The 16,330-nt window shown below is 55.2% G+C and carries 14 protein-coding genes; 6 read left to right on the top strand and 8 right to left on the bottom strand.

The annotated features are described in order from the left end of the window. Positions 1-40 precede the first annotated feature (40 nt). From ACJAXR_RS11035 to ACJAXR_RS11000, 8 genes are all read right to left on the bottom strand, one after another. Positions 41-571, bottom strand: a complete 531-nt coding sequence (locus ACJAXR_RS11035; RefSeq protein WP_415058324.1) for a UGSC family (seleno)protein — start codon at positions 569-571, stop codon at positions 41-43. Further along, positions 568-2,004, bottom strand: a complete 1,437-nt coding sequence (locus ACJAXR_RS11030; RefSeq protein WP_415058323.1) for a hypothetical protein — start codon at positions 2,002-2,004, stop codon at positions 568-570. The genes ACJAXR_RS11035 and ACJAXR_RS11030 overlap by 4 nt, the downstream gene beginning before the upstream one ends. A 187-nt stretch (positions 2,005-2,191) precedes the next feature. Then, the gene (fabB, locus tag ACJAXR_RS11025) at positions 2,192-3,409 is read right to left on the bottom strand and encodes a beta-ketoacyl-ACP synthase I (protein WP_415058322.1); all 1,218 of its coding nucleotides are present in this window, start codon (positions 3,407-3,409) and stop codon (positions 2,192-2,194) included. Positions 3,410-3,420: 11 nt separating this feature from the next. Continuing rightward, positions 3,421-3,936 (bottom strand): 3-hydroxyacyl-[acyl-carrier-protein] dehydratase FabA, encoded by a 516-nt coding sequence (gene fabA, locus ACJAXR_RS11020; RefSeq protein WP_415058321.1) that lies wholly within the window; start codon positions 3,934-3,936, stop codon positions 3,421-3,423. 242 nt (positions 3,937-4,178) lie between these two features. Further along, the gene (locus ACJAXR_RS11015; protein WP_415058320.1) at positions 4,179-5,732 is read right to left on the bottom strand and encodes a class I adenylate-forming enzyme family protein; all 1,554 of its coding nucleotides are present in this window, start codon (positions 5,730-5,732) and stop codon (positions 4,179-4,181) included. 118 nt (positions 5,733-5,850) lie between these two features. Beyond that, a complete protein-coding gene (locus ACJAXR_RS11010) occupies positions 5,851-7,785 on the bottom strand; it encodes an ATP-binding protein (RefSeq protein WP_415058319.1) in 1,935 nt (644 codons plus the stop codon). Further along, positions 7,782-8,669: a hypothetical protein gene (locus tag ACJAXR_RS11005; RefSeq protein ID WP_415058318.1), complete on the bottom strand. Its 888-nt coding sequence runs from the start codon at positions 8,667-8,669 to the stop codon at positions 7,782-7,784. Before ACJAXR_RS11005 ends, ACJAXR_RS11010 begins: the two co-directional genes overlap by 4 nt. A 95-nt stretch (positions 8,670-8,764) precedes the next feature. After that, positions 8,765-10,954 carry a TonB-dependent receptor plug domain-containing protein gene (locus tag ACJAXR_RS11000; RefSeq protein ID WP_415058317.1) on the bottom strand — a complete coding sequence of 730 codons (2,190 nt, stop codon included), beginning with the start codon at positions 10,952-10,954 and terminating at the stop codon, positions 8,765-8,767. A gap of 147 nt (positions 10,955-11,101) precedes the next feature. Between ACJAXR_RS11000 and ACJAXR_RS10995 the strand changes: the two genes are divergently transcribed. The 6 genes from ACJAXR_RS10995 to ACJAXR_RS10970 all read left to right on the top strand — a co-directional run bounded on the left by ACJAXR_RS10995 (position 11,102) and on the right by ACJAXR_RS10970 (position 16,302). Beyond that, complete coding sequence (locus ACJAXR_RS10995; RefSeq protein ID WP_415058316.1) at positions 11,102-12,145, top strand: NAD(P)H-dependent glycerol-3-phosphate dehydrogenase; 1,044 nt, start codon at positions 11,102-11,104, stop codon at positions 12,143-12,145. 3 nt (positions 12,146-12,148) lie between these two features. Further along, positions 12,149-12,487, top strand: a complete 339-nt coding sequence (locus ACJAXR_RS10990) for a DUF4389 domain-containing protein (RefSeq protein WP_415058315.1) — start codon at positions 12,149-12,151, stop codon at positions 12,485-12,487. Further along, positions 12,484-12,954, top strand: coding sequence for a phosphohistidine phosphatase SixA (sixA, locus tag ACJAXR_RS10985; RefSeq protein WP_415058314.1), 471 nt, complete (start codon positions 12,484-12,486; stop codon positions 12,952-12,954). Before ACJAXR_RS10990 ends, sixA begins: the two co-directional genes overlap by 4 nt. A gap of 150 nt (positions 12,955-13,104) precedes the next feature. Next, the gene (locus tag ACJAXR_RS10980; RefSeq protein WP_415058313.1) at positions 13,105-14,790 is read left to right on the top strand and encodes an AMP-binding protein; all 1,686 of its coding nucleotides are present in this window, start codon (positions 13,105-13,107) and stop codon (positions 14,788-14,790) included. A gap of 61 nt (positions 14,791-14,851) precedes the next feature. Further along, positions 14,852-15,271, top strand: a complete 420-nt coding sequence (locus ACJAXR_RS10975; protein ID WP_415058312.1) for a hotdog fold thioesterase — start codon at positions 14,852-14,854, stop codon at positions 15,269-15,271. Between the two features lie 167 nt (positions 15,272-15,438). Then, positions 15,439-16,302 (top strand): alpha/beta fold hydrolase, encoded by an 864-nt coding sequence (locus ACJAXR_RS10970; RefSeq protein ID WP_415058311.1) that lies wholly within the window; start codon positions 15,439-15,441, stop codon positions 16,300-16,302. The last annotated feature ends 28 nt before the right edge of the window (positions 16,303-16,330 follow it).

Here is a 16,330-nt window from a genome sequence, read left to right as displayed (position 1 = left end):
CCAACCAGTCAGCTCTCTAGACGGGCAGGGCCCGTGGTGATCACGTGCCTTGCAGCGTCAATGCCTCCAGAATGCTGTCCAGCGCCTGGTCAGCCAGAGACCGGAGTTCGTCATCGGTACGGTCCTGGATTGGATGCTGAACGAATACCATCTTCGGTTCCATGCCCAATGCCCGGGACTGCATTTTCGCAGCATCAATGAACTCGGTCGAGGCTATGCCAACGCCGGGTATCTGTCTGCCTTCCAAGTCGCCTATATCATGCATACAGCACGAGGTACAGGAACCTCAGTCAGCCAGACCTTCAACCATGACATCACATTCACTGGCGATCTGTTGTTTCAGATCAGTGGGTGCGATACGGGCGAAAGTGGGCTTGCGATAACGCTTTACCTCGATTCCACGCTCACTGAGTAGCTCGTCCAGACGATCCAGCAACACGTTGCCGCGCGCCTTGGAAATGTCCAGCAGGCCTACAGTCAGCCCATCGAGCGAAGCGGGCCGGGTCGTGAGACTTCGGCTGGCCGCAGCGCGCTCGGCGGTCGGGTCGAGCAGTACGACTGGCGATGTCATGCCAATACCTCCTTGCTAACCGGGATGGAGCCAGTGGGGCCGGAAGCGGCCCACCCAGCAATAACAGCGGAGAACAGACCGGCCGGGCCACCGGCACGTACGATCAGTAAACCACCAGGTCGAAATTTTGGCAAATCAGCGCCCGCAAAGTTTTCTGGCATGCCCTCGGTAATACCTTGGGCGCCCATCACCAGATCCTTGCCGGGCAGGGTCAGGAGCGTGTTCAGCTCCTGATGCAGGCGGGCTTTGCTCCAGCCGGCGTCAGTGAAGACTCGGCAGTGCTCGGGAGACACAACCAGCATAGCATCGCCGTGCATCACCAGTTTGTAATGGTCTACTGCGCGTAATGAGAGCGCGAAGCTCAGTGCGAGTGACTCGGGCGTGCGCGATTTCTGATCGACGATTGCCTGCACGCCTTCAGCGGCGAACAGTGTCACCACCGACTGGTCATCGGTGAATCCGCGCTCAACTGCGAGCGAATTCCATTCGCTATCCTCGGCTTCGGCAAAACAGAAAGTGTATTTGCCAGGGGTGCCCATGGTGGCACGGTCGATTTCTCCGGGGCGGCCTCCGCCAACGTTTCGCACAACCAATTGCAGAGCGCGACCGATACTGGCGTTGGCACGGTTGCCCTGGCCCAGACAGTTTACGCCGGAATTCATTCCCACACGTTTGGCTGCCGGGCCGTTTACCAGGATCAGAGGTCCGGCAAACATGGTCGTGCATAACAGCCCGTGCATGCCAAATTCATCGATCAGTGCTGCTTCAACGGCTGCCAAAACGAGGGGCATATATTCGGGTTTGCATCCAGCCATCACCGCATTGACCGCTACTTTTTCTACAGTGCATGGAACAAGGTCTGGTGGCATCAGGCCCAATACTTCGTCGGGCGCTCGGGTAGTGCCCTGAAGCATGCTATAGACGCGCCCAGGGGTCGGCGGCACAACCGGCAATCCGTCGCTCCAACCGCGCTCGTGACAGGCTTCTATGGGATCCTCATTCTCGCCGATCTCGACCTCGCGAGAGCTGAATTTAACCGCGCCGAAGCGTATCGCTAGTCGGTCCGCAACGCCAGGATCCTGGGTTTTGGAGCCGCAGCCGGGTCTGGAGGCTGGCAGATCAACACCCAGTCCAGAAAGACCACTGATATTCTCCCAATCTTCACGGAACCAGCCGTAAGTTCGCTCAACCTCGACACCGTCGTCACGTAGGATCAATGTGGGGACGATTTCGCAGTCCAGTTGCCAGGATAAATTCAGATCTTCATCTGCGATCTGCTGGCCCTTGCCCACGGCGAAGTCAGCGGTATCCTGAACAATAACGGTGAGCGGTCTGGAACCACGAGCCAGCTGCGCGAGCACGGGTTCGATTAACGCGCAGGTAGGGCAGGTACGCTTAAGTATTACAATGAGTCCATCAGGTAGTGTTTGCATATATGAGTTGTAGCAGTTTGTGGCAGCCAAGCAAGCACTATCATCAAGTTTGATGGTGAAGGACTGCTGTCGGAAATTGCGATGTTCGGGCAATGAATTCGGCCGAAGCGAAGAGGCCCATTAGCCAAAACGACTTCGGGCGGCAAAAGCCGCCCGAAGGGGTGAAGCCTGATGCTGTTATCTGGACTCAGGCACCGGCCCAGCGCTTGAGCACCAGCGTGGCATTGGTGCCGCCAAAACCGAAGCTGTTTGACATCATCAGATTGGCGGCATAATCGGCTTTTTCAAGCAGAATCGGAAGGTTGCCGGCGTTCTCGTCCAGTTCCTCGATGTTGGCTGAGGCGGTGAGGAAGTTATCGCGCATCATCAACAGGCAATAAATAGCTTCCTGCACGCCAGCGGCGCCCAATGAGTGGCCCGTAAGGCTCTTGGTTGAGCTGATTTTTGGCGGCTTGTCACCAAATACTTCGCGAATGGCCTTGAGCTCTGCCACGTCGCCTACCGGAGTCGAGGTGCCGTGGGTGTTCAGGTAGTCAATGTCGCCTTCTACCGTGGCCATTGCCTGCTGCATGCAGCGCACTGCGCCCTCACCGCTTGGTGCGACCATGTCGTAGCCATCAGACGTGGCCCCGTAACCCACGATTTCTGCATAGATCTTGGCGCCGCGGGCCAGAGCATGCTCAAGTTCTTCTACCACGACCATGCCGCCACCGCCGGCAATGACGAATCCATCCCGCTTGGAGTCGTAAGCGCGTGAGGCCTTTTCTGGTGTGTCGTTATACTGAGTAGAGAGTGCACCCATGGCATCAAACAGCATGGATTGGGACCAGTGTTCCTCTTCACCACCACCGGCGAAGACGATATCCTGTTTTCCCATCTGAATCTGCTCCATCGCGCTGCCAATGCAGTGTGCACTGGTGGCGCAGGCCGAAGAGATCGAATAATTGATGCCCTTGATCTTGAACGGTGTCGCCAGACAGGCTGAGACGGTGCTACCCATGGTGCGGGGAACACGATAGGGTCCAATTTTCTTCACGCCCTTTTCGCGGAGAATGTCGACCGCTTCCATCTGGTTAAGAGTGGATGCGCCGCCACTGCCAGCGATCAAACCTACCCGCGGATGGCTGATCTGTTCTTCAGTAAGGCCTGCGTCAGCGATCGCCTGCTGCATTGAAATATAGGCAAATGCCGCGGCATCGCCCATGAAGCGCTTGGCCTTGCGATCGATTAGTGCGTCAAGATCGATCTCGACAGTGCCCGATACGTGACTGCGCAGGCCCATCTCTGCATAGGAGGGGTTATGGCGGATGCCCGACTTACCTGTCTTCAGACTGTCGGCAACACTTTCTATATCTTGGCCGAGGCACGAAACAATGCCCATACCCGTAATTACGACGCGACGCATGGTGAGGATCCTCAGAAGCTATCGGTAGAAGTGAACAGACCAACCCGCAGACCTTCAGCGGAGTAGATCTCGCGGCCATCAACGGCCATGGTGCCGTCGGCTATGCCGAGCGTCAGCGAGCGGTTGATGGTGCGTTTGATATGAATGGTATAAGTCACTTTTTTAGCAGTGGGCAGTACTTGGCCGAAGAATTTGACCTCTCCAGAACCCAATGCTCGGCCTTTACCGGCAAAGCCCAGCCAGCCCAGATGAAACCCTACCAGTTGCCACATCGCGTCCAGACCAAGGCAGCCGGGCATCACAGGGTCGCCTTCGAAGTGGCATGCGAAGAACCAGAGTTCTGGATTGATATCCAATTCTGCGACGATTTCGCCCTTGTTATAGCGGCCACCGGTGTCGCTGATATGGGTTATACGATCAATCATCAGCATGTTGGGCGCGGGCAATTGTGCGTTTCCGGGCCCGAACAGTTCGCCACGGCTGCATTGAAGCAACTCTTCCCGGGTATACGCATTCTGTTTCGACATATTGGCTCCTGCTCATCCCCGTTCGGTGGGGCGATATGATTTTTGCGTGGCGAGCGGAAAGAGTGCCCCCGCAAGCTTAAGCTAGACTGCCAGCCAGTCTGAAAAGTCACAAACCATGTTATGCGGGCAGCGCAGGCGTTGAGGATACCCGCGATAGAAGCCGAGGACAAAGTTTCTGTCTCCAGGCTGGCCTTGATGCTGGACTCGATTTACCTGAACCAGGCTGAGCAAGATGATAGTTATCAATCCAATTCGCCAAACTGTGCCTGGAATTGATCGCGCAGTTCGCGCTTGAGAACCTTGCCAATAGCGCTGCGCGGCAGCTCATCGGTGAGAATCAGGCGGTTGAGTCGTTGGGTCTTGCCAACCCGCTGATTGAACCATTCGCGGATGCTGTCAGCATCGGTGGTGACACCGGGCTTCAGTACGGCGTAACCCACCGGCGTCTCGCCCCAGCTGCGTGATTGAACGCCGATGACGGTGACATCAAGTAGGTCGGGATGCTTGCGTAATTCCTGCTCGAGGTCGCTGGGGTAAATATTGAAACCGCCGGTAATGATCATATCCTTGCGGCGGTCCATCAGCGTAAGAAATCCGTCTTCATCGAAGCGGCCGACGTCGCCGGTACGGATGAAACGCTTACCTTGCACATCGTACCATTCGGCTTCGGCAGTCTTTGTTGGTTTGTTCAGGTAGCCGGTCATCATGGCGGGTGAATGTCCAACTACCTCGCCGACTGAACCGGACGACAATTCCTGACCGTCTTCGTCTATCACGCGTATGTCATGATTTTCCAATGGCTTGCCGACGGTGTGCAGCTTGTCTGGGAACTGGTGCGCCGCCAACATGCAGGAGCCGCCGCCTTCGGTCATACCGTAGAACTCGATAAGCCCGCCGGGCCAGCGAGCAAGAATGTCGGCTTTCAGTTCGGCATGGAATGGTGCGCTGGTGCTGAATTTCATCTTGAAATGGGACAAGTCGTAGCTGTCGAAATCATCTCTGGCCATCAGTCGCTGATATTGCACTGGTACAAGCATGGTATGGGTCACCTGATGCGCTTGGGCCAGCTTGAGATAGGCTGCGCCATCGAACTTGGCCATGAGCACGACAGTGCCGCCGAGGCCTAGTGTAGGCAGAAAGGAAACCAGCGTGGTATTGGAATACAAAGGTGTGGATATCAGTGTGACGCAATCAGGACCGTAACCGAACACCAGACCGCGTTGGACGTGTGACCAGCGCATGCCGTGTGATTGAACGATACCCTTGGGCTCGCCAGTGGTGCCCGAGGAATAAATGATATTAAAAGCCATGTCTTCAGTGGTCGTGACAGGCTGCGGCTTGCCATTGGCTAGCCAAGCGCTGAAGCCGTGCTCAATGTGGCTATCATCCATGCTCAACAGGCGCACCTGTTCAGCTGCGTTGATCGTTGCCAGGGCGTCTTCAACGGCTTCATCAACAAACACCAGCTTGGCCGCCGAGTCCTGAATCATGGTCATCAGACTTTGAGCAGTGGAAGAGGGTGCAAGTGGTGCGACAACAAGGCCAGCGCGCAAAGCGCCGATATACAGGATTGCATACGGGATAGAGTTGCTGCCACAGATGGCGATACTGTCGCCGGCGACCAAACCATCGCGCTGCAGCGCAGCTGCTACCCGATCCACTTGCAAGTCCAACTCCTTGAAGCTGAGCTGTCGGTCGCCCTGGATGAGCGCGGTATGCTCGCTGCGCTCTATTGCGTGGCATGCAATCAGCTCGGGAAGTACGCTGAAGGGGGTTTCTAGAGTAACAGGCGTCATTGCTGTGGAGCTCATTGCGGGTAGGCCCTGTGCTGGAGGAGTGGGAATAAGCGTGCTGGCTAGTATCGCTTCTTCACCTGCAGTTGGACAGGGACGGAATAACAGATGATCAGTGCCATCAATGATTCGATAGGTCGACCTGCAGCCAGATGTTGAGACTCTGTTGCAGGGATTGCCGAGAAACCGGCTTGCTAATGAAATCCTGCATCCCTGCGTCCATGCATTGCTGTCGATCAGCCTCGAATGCGCTAGCCGTCAGGGCGAGGCAGGGTAAAGGACGCCGCCCTGTTGACTGACATGCGGCCAGATAGCGGCGGAACACAGTAAGACCGTCGATATCCGGCAAATGCAGATCCATCAAAATGACGGAGAACTGTTGATCGTCACCGTTCAGCAGTTCCAGTGCTTTCTTGCCGTTGTCTACAGTCACTACTGTGTGCCGCAAAGTACGTAACATACCTTCTATGACCATCTGGTTTACCGGATTATCTTCAACCAGTAACAGCGGTCTGGGGCTGTGTAAGCCATGCTGCATTGGAAGATTGATTATCAATGGCGCCTGCTCTGCAGCCGCAGTTGCCAGGGCAATGCTCAGGGTGAAACAGGACCCTTCACCCAGCTCACTGCTGGCGCTCAGCTTGCCGCCCATTTTTTCGGCAAAGGTACGCGCAATGGACAGCCCTAACCCGGTGCCACCAAAGCGTCTGGACGTGCTGCTGTCTGCCTGTCGAAATGCATCAAACATGCCTTCCAGTTCCTGAGGGGCTATGCCTATGCCGGTGTCGAATACTTGGCATTCAAGCGCGAGCGAATTTTGGGTGTGTGCAATCCAGCTGGCACGCACTTCGATGCTGCCCTGCTCGGTAAACTTGAGAGCGTTACCGATGAGATTCACCAGTATCTGGCGAATCCGCGTTGGGTCGCCCATAACGCTTGCAGTAGATGGCTCGCCAGAACACTGAACGATCAACTTGAGACCCTGTTGCGCTGCGGTATGCTCAAAAATGGCAGCAGACTGATGGACCAAAGTAGCCAGATCAAAAGCGATGTTTTCAAGCTCTAGGGCATCATGTTCGATCCGTGAGAAGTCGAGGATATCGTTGATCACGCGTAGCAGGTGATCAGTTGATTCACCAGCAATCTGGACATACTCGGATTGTTCATCGCTCATGCTGGTAGTTTCGAGCAATTGCAGCATGCCAAACACGCCGTTCATGGGTGTGCGCAATTCGTGACTCATCATCGCGAGAAATTCGGACTTGGCGTTGTTGGCGGTTTCTGCCTCTTCGCGCGCTTCGGTCATCTCAGTCATGGCGCGCTGTTGCGCGCGGGTAGATTGCTTGAGTGTGCTGGCCAGCGCATTGATATTGCGCATCAGGCGTCCGATTTCGTGTTGTTCGCTTTCTTCCAGCAGCACGTCATGGCCACCATCCTGCAAGCGTTGTACTGCAGTGCTCATGCGCGCCAGTGGCTCCGATAGGGCCTTGGCCAGGCGCAGGGCCAGAAATATCGCTGCGATCATCACCAGTGCGGCAAGAATCATCGCACGCACAAGGATCTCACGCTGCCGGATGCTGAAAGCCCTTTCGCTTAGACCAACTCGCACCTGGCCTAGATAACGAAATTCATCGCTTAACGCGGGTGCCGTGCTATCCAGCAAAAAAAGGTCATTTTGCAACGGGATCTGCTGACGCATGATCGCCGCGGAAAAATAACGAACCGATTTTTCTTCCGTTGTCTGTGATCTGGAGGGAAGCCCGACGAGGCGATTGCCGTGGTTGTCGAATACATCGACACTGACTACGTGCGGCGCTTCGAGCACGCCACTCATGAGATTCTCCAGAGTGCTCAGGTTGCCACTAATCACGCCATACTCAGCTGTTGGCGCAAGCTGCTCAGCAATCAATTCGCCGGTTTCGACCAGTTGGCGATCGACATCGTCCAGACGCTCGGCGAGGAAATAGACGAATACCACCGTCGCCAGTGTTAATGCGGGAAAGAGGGCAATCCCAATCAGACGATTATGGATACTGCCGTTCTGCCAGAAATTCATCGGATGCCCTCCCTGCGGGCGAGCTCTGCAGCCAGAGCGGAATCATCCGGCGGCGCAAACCCCATCGATCGAGCAACTTGCTGGTTGCTCAGAACGGAAAAGTATCTTGGATAGTCCACTTGTAACATCGAGGCGGGCTGATTGGTCATAAGGCCGACATGCCGAGCTATGTCGTCAGGTGAGCTGAAAGTGGTGCTCAGGCTCCCTGCAGCAATAAACGGAGCGCTTGGGCCGATCAAAATGCGGTTTCGGGTATAGCTGGACAGTAATATGGTCTTCAAGTTATCGGCGTTATAGATAAATGGGTCGTCGACTCCAATCAGTACATCACTGCGGTCGAGCACACTGACCAGAGTCCGCGCGAGATCTTCTGAGTCGACGAGCTCGGCAACCTTAAGTTCGACGTCTGTGGCGACGGCTGCTTCAATCCACTCTGGGATCTGTTGTGCATGAACCTTGCTATGCAGCACGCCGGCTCCGCGCAAGCGAGGAATAAGTAGCTCCGCCAAGCGAAGTTGACGTTCGGGCTTGGGGTTGGCCAGTACTGCGCGGACGTACGGTGGAAGAGCTGCCAGCTCGGCTGAATCCAAGCCGCTACGACTGACATAGGTTGCGATAGTCGGAGTCTGATCAGCTTGATCGAGTCGCCATTCAAGGGCCGCGATGCCCATGGTAATGATCAGGTTCGGGTTGACCTGGGGTAGCTGTCCGTCGGCCAGGCTGTGCAAGAGGATTTTGTCGTCAGCCCGATGACGCTTAAGCTCGCTGGTAAACTCCTTGGTCAGTGGAGTTTCAGCGGGTATTACTACGAGCACTGTATCCGCGACGGTTGGCATGGAGAGCAGGCCCATCCATACGAGCAACAGGCGGCAGTAAAACTTCATTGCCGGTGCTCCGATGCAGGCGGAAGCTCTGTACTCATGGGCGACGTTCCTTGTCTATGGGGTTCATTTCAATTTTATCGATGAACGTGTGAGTTTCAGAAGCTCAGTTCGGCGCTGACGAAGTATTGGCTGCGACTTTCAAACAGATTTTCTTCCCATGTCAGTGGCTCGTCATCTAGACGATATTGCCAGTTGAGTGCCAGATTGAGGCTACTGTTGCCTCCGGTATTGAAATGTTTTGCTACCCGCCCATCGAGGCGTTCAAAGCGATGCTCGTTGAGCATGTCAGCACCGTAATAGATCAGACTGGTTTCGATGCGCGCTGGCCATTGTCGCAACCATGCCGCCGAACCGCTGTTACGCGCCGTCAGGCGCTGATCAAGCCGGTTGGTCGCGGTAAAATCAGTATAGGCATAGGTCAGACGGATCCGGTCTTGGCGGGTCATCTTCCAATCTAGCTGAGTCTCGGCGCCGGTAAACCGGCTAAAGCTCTCGTTATCGGGGACAAAATTAACGATTTGCAGGGGTTGGCTGATCATCTTGTCAATTTCGTCGTAGAAGGCTCGTATATCAACGGATAGAGCTAGGTCTGTAAAATAGCCATTGTAGCCAAGCTCGTGGGAGCGCATCTGTTCCTGCTCGAGGTTTTTTGGACCTTGAGCGAGAGCGTAATACTTATCGCTGCCAGATACCGGGCCGCTGAGATTGTCGGCGGTGTAGGTCCAGTTGGCGTTGTTTTCGTACATGTCGGGCGATCGCACCGCTTCGGAATACACGGCGCGCAAGCTGTGAGTTGGGCGTAGGAAATAATGCGCAGCCAGGCGTGGGGAGAACGAAAAGCCGCTTAGCTTGTCTTCTTCGGCCATAGCTCCGGCATGCAGCAGCCAGCGCTGGTGAGGTCGATACTCGAAGTTGGCAAAGAGCTGACCGATCTGGTTGTCCACGCGGCCATCAAAGAAGGTGTCCGAGCTGACTTCATCGTGGCGCAGGCTGCCACCAAACACGGTGCGTAATGCGTCGTTGAGTTGAACGGTGTTCTGCACTTCGGCTTCATAGCGGCTTTCGCGCATGTTTTCGTTGAGGTCCCAGCAGGCCGGCTGGCCGGTGCGAGCCGCTTTGTGCTCGGCTACAAGGGCGTCGACCAAGGCCAGTTTCTCGGGGGGGAGACCGTCATTGCGGACCAAATAATCGCTGTAGTTAGCCTGGTTTCCCCAGTAATTACTCCGATTGCGCAAGATGTAATTCAGCCGGCGTGGATACACATTACCCAGTTCAGCAAGTTCGCGCAGCAGCGGGGAGAATACGATAGGTGAGTCGCAGGCACGCCAACTGCTCAGGCGCTCCATGTGCTGAGCGTAGGTCTTGACCTCCAGACGATGCGTTGGCGAAAGGTCGTTTTTCCAGTGTATCTGGGCAAAATAGTCACGCGCTGTGGTGTCTGAGTTGGGGTTGTGTGCCTCCATAGCGCTGTCAAAGGCAAAAGATGTATCCCTTGGCCTAGCCATGACGGTGTAGTCGTTGGCCAGCTGATTGCTTCCTTCTTTCGCGCCCAGCTGCCATTGCAGACTCTGGGTGGGACTCAGGGTTGTTTCGCCCAGTAGATTGAAGGCATTCAGGCGTCGACTGTCACGGTAGTCCTCGCCGTCTTCATCAAGTTCAAAGCCGTCATCTTCCTTGGCAAAGAGACTCAGGCGCGCAACGCTGTTGCCTTGCCTGAAGCCATGACTGGCATATAGATCCTTTACCCCACGGTTGCCCCTGGTGACCTTTACTTGTGAGCCCTGTCGCAATTCCGGTGGAGTCGAGATGATGTTGATCACACCCATCAGCGCGTTGGCGCCGTAAGTGGCGGTGTTGGGGCCGCGGAACACTTCGATCCGCTCGATATCTTCTATCGCTAATGGAATATCGGTCCAGTCGACAGTAGCTAGGCCTGGTCGATACACCGATCGCCCGTCGACCAGAACCTGCATGCGCCGCGCTTCAGTAGTATTGGTGCCGTGATAGTTTACGTTGCTGCGGTGGCCAAGCAGGTAGCCGACCATCATCCCCGGCACCAGACGGAGAATCTCCGGAACGTCGCGAGCGCCGCTGGCGCGTATCAGCTCCCGATCAATCACGGTCATGCTTCCCGGAACTTCCGCTGGGGATTGCTTAAGACGCGTTGCGCTCAGTACTGAAGGCAGCTCGACCGGCTGCAAAATGATGTCATCCATGGCAATAGACGGTAGGCTGAAAACCATACCAATCAAGGGGAGAAGCTGTTTTTTAGAGCGAGATGCCATTCTTTTAACACCATGGTTGTCTTGTGCGCCCATATTACCCGGCGGTGAGCCTTTTACCAGTAGCCTCGGTTAGATAATGGTCTTCAATCAACCCTTTGTCTTGATGGACAATTATACTGGCAGCAACTCCAAGCTGAAGGAAATGGAATGACTGACAAAAAAATATCGGTATGCGTACTGGGCGGCGGCAGCTTTGGTACAACACTTGCCGGACTCATGGCTGCTCAGGGTGTGCCGGTCACGCTCTGGCTGCGCGATGAAGAAGTGGCTGCGCAGATCATGGAAGAGCATGAAAACAAGCGTTATATGCCTGGTTTCAGGCTGGATCCGCGATTACAAATCAGTACGGATATAGCGGCATCAGTAGCCGCTGCCGATATGGTATTTCTGGCGATCCCGAGTAGTGCTTTTCGCTCGGTATTGCGCGAAATCGGTCCTGCGTTGGCTGGCAAGGATGTGATCAGCACCACTAAGGGAATCGAACAGCCAGGTTTTCTGATGATGAGCGAAATTGTTGAGCTTGAGGCTCCGCACGCGCGGGTGGCGGTATTGTCGGGGCCCAATCTGGCTAAGGAAATTGCTGCCGGGGCGCTAACTGCCACGGTGGTGGCAAGCGAAGACCAGGGGTTGTGCGCCAGGGCGCAAGATGTTCTTGGTAGCAAGCGTCTGCGCGTCTATGCGAGCCAGGATAAATATGGTGTTGAGCTTGGTGGTGCGCTGAAGAACGTCTACGCGATCATATCCGGTATGGCTGCAGCGATGGGGATGGGTGAAAACACCAAAAGCATGTTGATTACTCGTTCGCTGGCAGAGATGACTCGATTTGCGGTACATATGGGCGCCAGTCCATTGACCTTTCTGGGTCTTTCCGGAGTCGGAGACCTTATAGTTACCTGTATGTCACCGCTTTCACGCAATTACCAGGTAGGCTTCGCTCTCGGGCAGGGCAAGACACTGGACGAGAGCGTTGCGCAGCTCGGGCAGGTAGCTGAAGGCGTCAATACGCTCAAGGTGTTGAAACAGAAATCAGACGAAGAGGGGGTTTATATGCCCCTAGTAGCAGGGCTTCACGCCATACTTTTTGAACAGCAACCGCTTGATGCCGTGATTGGACGGCTGATGAGTGCGGAACAGAAGGACGATGTGGAATTTTCTGCTTTTATGTCCTGCACCCCCCTGGAAAAGGAGTAATTGATGGATGCTTTCAAACGCGCAGTCACCTCTGCCGATTTTTGGCTCAGAGTGATCTATACCCTCTTGCTGGCTCTCGCCTGGCAGGTAACTGAGCTCCTGCTGATAGCCATTACGCTTCTGCAGCTGGGGTTCAGGCTATTTACTGGCGAAGCCAAGCCCCGGCTCATCGGCTTTGGCAACAGCCTGTCCCAGTACGCCTGGCAGATCGGCCGTTATGTCACCTTTGTCAGCGACCAGAAGCCCTGGCCCTTTATGGAATGGCCGGACAGCCTTGCGCAGTGGCAGCCTGTCGCTCCAACGACGCAGGAGCCAGAACCCGTAGCCCCCGAGGTCAAATGAAAATCTGGCTTTTGCGGCACGGTCAGGCTGAGGCGATGGCGATCAGTGATCCTCAGCGTGCACTGACCGAGCAGGGGCGGGTCGAGGTTGCAGCCGTTGCTCGATTGCTTGAGGGAAAGCAATTGGACACCATTCTGGCGAGTCCTTATCTGAGGGCTCAGCAAACCGCTGCGATTGTTTCCCAGCACCTAGCCCGGGAAAAGGGCATTGCCACCGCAGCCTGGCTCACGCCCGAAGACGAGCCACGACATGTACTGGATTTTCTTGCCGAGCGTGCTGAGCAAAATCTACTCCTGGTCAGTCACCAGCCTTTGCTTGGCCAATTGATCAGCTTACTGGTTGATGGATATAAGGGGGCGCATCACCCAATGCCCACCGCCGGCCTTGCGTGTATCCAGATGGACTTTCCTGCAGCGGGTATCGGTCAATTATTGTTGCTCACCTGTCCTGCCGAACTCTCCGACTGATTTCAGGTCTGCATACTGGCAGCATTGGCATCATTTTATGTGCCTTTTTCGCCTTGTTCCGACTTTGCTGGCATGGGATAGTGAATCAAGGGTAGCGAATCGCATGCTGTCCGTTCCAATAAAAAAAAGAAAGCAGATCGAGGTGTTGTCATGGAAGAGCAGGGCAAGTCGACCAATGCTACCGCGCTGGCAGCCTTTTATCGGCGCGAGCAGCTACACCCGGACAAGACGTATCTGGTTCAGCCCTTGGCTGGAGGACAGGTGCGTGAATACAGTTGGCGCGAGGTGGGCGACCAGGCGCGCCGCGTTGCTACCTATCTCCTCAGTCTGGGCTTTCCTCCCCACAGTCATATCGCCCTGATTTCTAAAAATTGCGCGCACTGGATCGTGACGGATCTTGCGATCTGGATGGCAGGACATGTATCGGTGCCGCTATATCCCAATCTGACGGCTGACGCTGTCAAGCAGATACTCGATCATTCCGAGGCGCGAGCCGTTTTTGTTGGCAAGCTCGATGAGTGGAACATCATGCGTCCGGGAATCGCGGCCAATCTGCCGCGATTGGGGCTGCCTTTGGCGCCCGAGGACGCCGAGCTGCAGCCGTGGCAGGATATGCTCGACAATAATCAGCCTTTGCAGGGCTCACCGCTACCCGATCCGGAGCAACTGGCGACGATAATCTATACCTCAGGCACCACCGGTATGCCAAAAGGGGTGATGTTAAGCTTTCGGAACATGTTTTTTTCTGCCAACAACTGCCTGCGCCTGTTCAATATCAGCGATGAAGACAGGCTGCTGTCCTATTTGCCCTTATGCCATGTGGCTGAGCGCCAGTTTGTTGAGATTGCCTCGCTGTTGGCCGGCGAAACAATCTATTTTGCCGATACGCTGGAGACTTTTCAGCAGGACATGCAGCGGGCTCGCCCAACTGTGTTTTTTGGTGTGCCGCGTATATGGGTTAAATTCCATATTGGCGTCACCAACAAGATTCCTGCCCGGGTCCTGGATACGTTGCTCAAGATCCCGCTGGTTGGCCGCGTGATGGGTCGTAAGGTGCTCACTGGTCTGGGCCTTGATCAAATTCGCTATGCGGTATGTGGCGCCGCGCCCGTTGCCGATAGCACCATGGCCTGGTATCAAAGCCTGGGTCTGAATATTGCAGAGGTGTATGGCATGACCGAAAATTGTGGCTATTCACACCTGGGCCGCCCGACGCGGTACAAGAAGGGTTGGATCGGCTTGCCTAATCCGGGCGTCGAGTGTCGGCTGTCGGAAGAGGGCGAGCTGCTCGTGCGCAGTAACGGAACCATGATGGGTTATTACAAAGAGCCTGAGAAGACTACCGAGACGATTACCCCTGAGGGCTTCTTGCGCACCGGGGACATCGGCGAAATAGATAACGAAGGTTTCCTGCGTTTAACTGGACGGATCAAGGACATTTTCAAGACATCCAAAGGCAAGTATGTGGCTCCTGCGCCCATTGAGAATCTATTGTCGGCGCATAATCGAGTAGAGCAAGTCTGCGTCGTAGGCAATAACCTGCCACAGCCTCTGGCACTGCTTCAACTCTCCGACGCTGGCGTACATGAGGCGCAGGACAATCGCCAGCAACTCAAGCAAGGACTGGCGGCGTTGTTAGAAGAGGTCAATTCAAGTCTCGCACGTCATGAGCAATTGAGCTGTCTGGTGGTCGTAAAGGATGTCTGGGCAGTCGAGAATGGTTTTACAACGCCGACGCTCAAGATCAAACGTAATGTCGTCGAGGCAACTTATCAGGATCAATTCGAGGATTGGTCTGTGAGTGGCAAACAGGTTGTCTGGCAGGAGGATCAATAGTAATTGAACGCGCTATCGAAACAGGTATCAGGCAACCTTAGAGTAATAGAGGAGAGCAGTGGTGGCTATCTGGAAACAGAAAATTGATTTCGATGTTCTGCACGGTGGGGAGAATATCAACACCTTGCTGGATATTCGTTTCGAAGACTCAGGCGACGACTGGATCACCGCCAGCATGCCTGTCGATCGGCGTACCCATCAGCCCTACGGGATACTCCACGGCGGCGCTTCGGTGGTACTGGCAGAGACACTCGGCAGCACTGCTTCCTATCTGTGTATCGACAAGGAGCAGTTTTATTGTGTTGGCTTGGAGGTTAATGCTAACCATCTCAAGGCCGTTCGCAATGGCAGGGTTACAGCGACTGCTCGTCCTATTCATCTCGGCCGGACAACCCATGTATGGGATATTCGCCTGCATAACGAGGCTGGCGAGATGACGTGTATTTGCCGCCTTACCATGGCCGTGGTTCCCCTCAAATAGCCCATAAGCAGTTGAGCAGTAGCTCAGAATTATATGTGGCTATTCATGGTGCTCTCGTTGCTTGTCCCGGCCGGTCAGACACCTTAGATTGGCGCTCCCTGCGGCGTAGGTGTTGTTAGTATCATTGCCGTAGTCCTTCACCCGATCGCCAGACAGGACAGTCATTTATGCTTGCAAGCAGCCACGAAGTACGTTTTTCCCTGCCATCGCTAGAAGTAGCCGCCAAGGTATGGGGCGATCCCGATGGTTTGCCGGTAATCGGGTTGCACGGCTGGCTGGATAATGCAGCCACATTTGATCGACTTGCTCCGCATCTGTCGGGTATTTATCTGGTGGCACTGGATCTGCCCGGCCATGGTCTCTCCGGACACATGCCTGCGGCCGGTTATAGTCTTTGGCAACAGGCAGCGACGGTTTTACAGGTGGCAGAGAGCCTTGGCTGGAAGCGTTTTGCCCTGCTCGGCCATTCAATGGGCGCGATAATCAGCGGTATTCTGGCTGGGAGTCTGCCTGACCGGATCATGGGTGCATGCCTGATAGACGGTCTGCTGCCTTTTACTTCCAAGGCCGAAGAGGCGCCTAAACAGATGGCGCGTTTTTTTGATGCCAGTCTCGCGCTCGTCGATAAGCGCAAACCTGTATATGACACTGTTGAAAAGGCTATTCAAGCGCGTGCACAGGGAGGCAGTACGGCACTCAGCCACGCGGCTGCTTCGCTATTGGTAGAGCGCGGGTTGATGCCCGAGCACGGGGGCTGGACCTGGCGTACGGATCCGCAATTGATGTTACCCTCACCCATGCGTCTGACCAGCGAGCATGCCGTTGCCTTTGTCGAGGCCATAACCTCGCCTGTGTGTCTGGTGCTGGCCAACCAGGGTGTAATGCATGAACATCCACAAGTGGTTGAGCGTATTGATCGCTTTAGTCACATTACTCGGCATGACCTGGATGGCGGTCACCATTTGCATTTGGAAGAGCAGGCCGAGGAAGTCGCAACGATTTTTGACAGTTTTTTCGCCAATCTGGCGTGATTTTCGATGCTCCCTATGCGGGCGTCGC

It is taken from the genome of Halopseudomonas sp., assembly GCF_047631575.1.
In the GTDB taxonomy this organism is placed as follows: Bacteria; Pseudomonadota; Gammaproteobacteria; order Pseudomonadales; family Pseudomonadaceae; genus Halopseudomonas.
The sequence above is the reverse complement of the archived record's forward strand: the minus strand, read 5'-3'. Positions and strand labels throughout refer to the sequence as shown.

What these genes read in the sequence shown, in the direction of transcription:
- ACJAXR_RS11030 (WP_415058323.1), bottom strand. Translation starts at nt 2,004, where the DNA reads ATGCAAACACTACCTGATGGACTCATTGTAATACTTAAGCGTACCTGC.
- fabB (WP_415058322.1), bottom strand. Translation starts at nt 3,409, where the DNA reads ATGCGTCGCGTCGTAATTACGGGTATGGGCATTGTTTCGTGCCTCGGC.
- fabA (WP_415058321.1), bottom strand. Translation starts at nt 3,936, where the DNA reads ATGTCGAAACAGAATGCGTATACCCGGGAAGAGTTGCTTCAATGCAGC.
- ACJAXR_RS11015 (WP_415058320.1), bottom strand. Translation starts at nt 5,732, where the DNA reads ATGACGCCTGTTACTCTAGAAACCCCCTTCAGCGTACTTCCCGAGCTG.
- ACJAXR_RS11010 (WP_415058319.1), bottom strand. Translation starts at nt 7,785, where the DNA reads ATGAATTTCTGGCAGAACGGCAGTATCCATAATCGTCTGATTGGGATT.
- ACJAXR_RS11005 (WP_415058318.1), bottom strand. Translation starts at nt 8,669, where the DNA reads ATGAAGTTTTACTGCCGCCTGTTGCTCGTATGGATGGGCCTGCTCTCC.
- ACJAXR_RS11000 (WP_415058317.1), bottom strand. Translation starts at nt 10,954, where the DNA reads ATGGCATCTCGCTCTAAAAAACAGCTTCTCCCCTTGATTGGTATGGTT.
- ACJAXR_RS10995 (WP_415058316.1), top strand. Translation starts at nt 11,102, where the DNA reads ATGACTGACAAAAAAATATCGGTATGCGTACTGGGCGGCGGCAGCTTT.
- ACJAXR_RS10990 (WP_415058315.1), top strand. Translation starts at nt 12,149, where the DNA reads ATGGATGCTTTCAAACGCGCAGTCACCTCTGCCGATTTTTGGCTCAGA.
- sixA (WP_415058314.1), top strand. Translation starts at nt 12,484, where the DNA reads ATGAAAATCTGGCTTTTGCGGCACGGTCAGGCTGAGGCGATGGCGATC.
- ACJAXR_RS10980 (WP_415058313.1), top strand. Translation starts at nt 13,105, where the DNA reads ATGGAAGAGCAGGGCAAGTCGACCAATGCTACCGCGCTGGCAGCCTTT.
- ACJAXR_RS10970 (WP_415058311.1), top strand. Translation starts at nt 15,439, where the DNA reads ATGCTTGCAAGCAGCCACGAAGTACGTTTTTCCCTGCCATCGCTAGAA.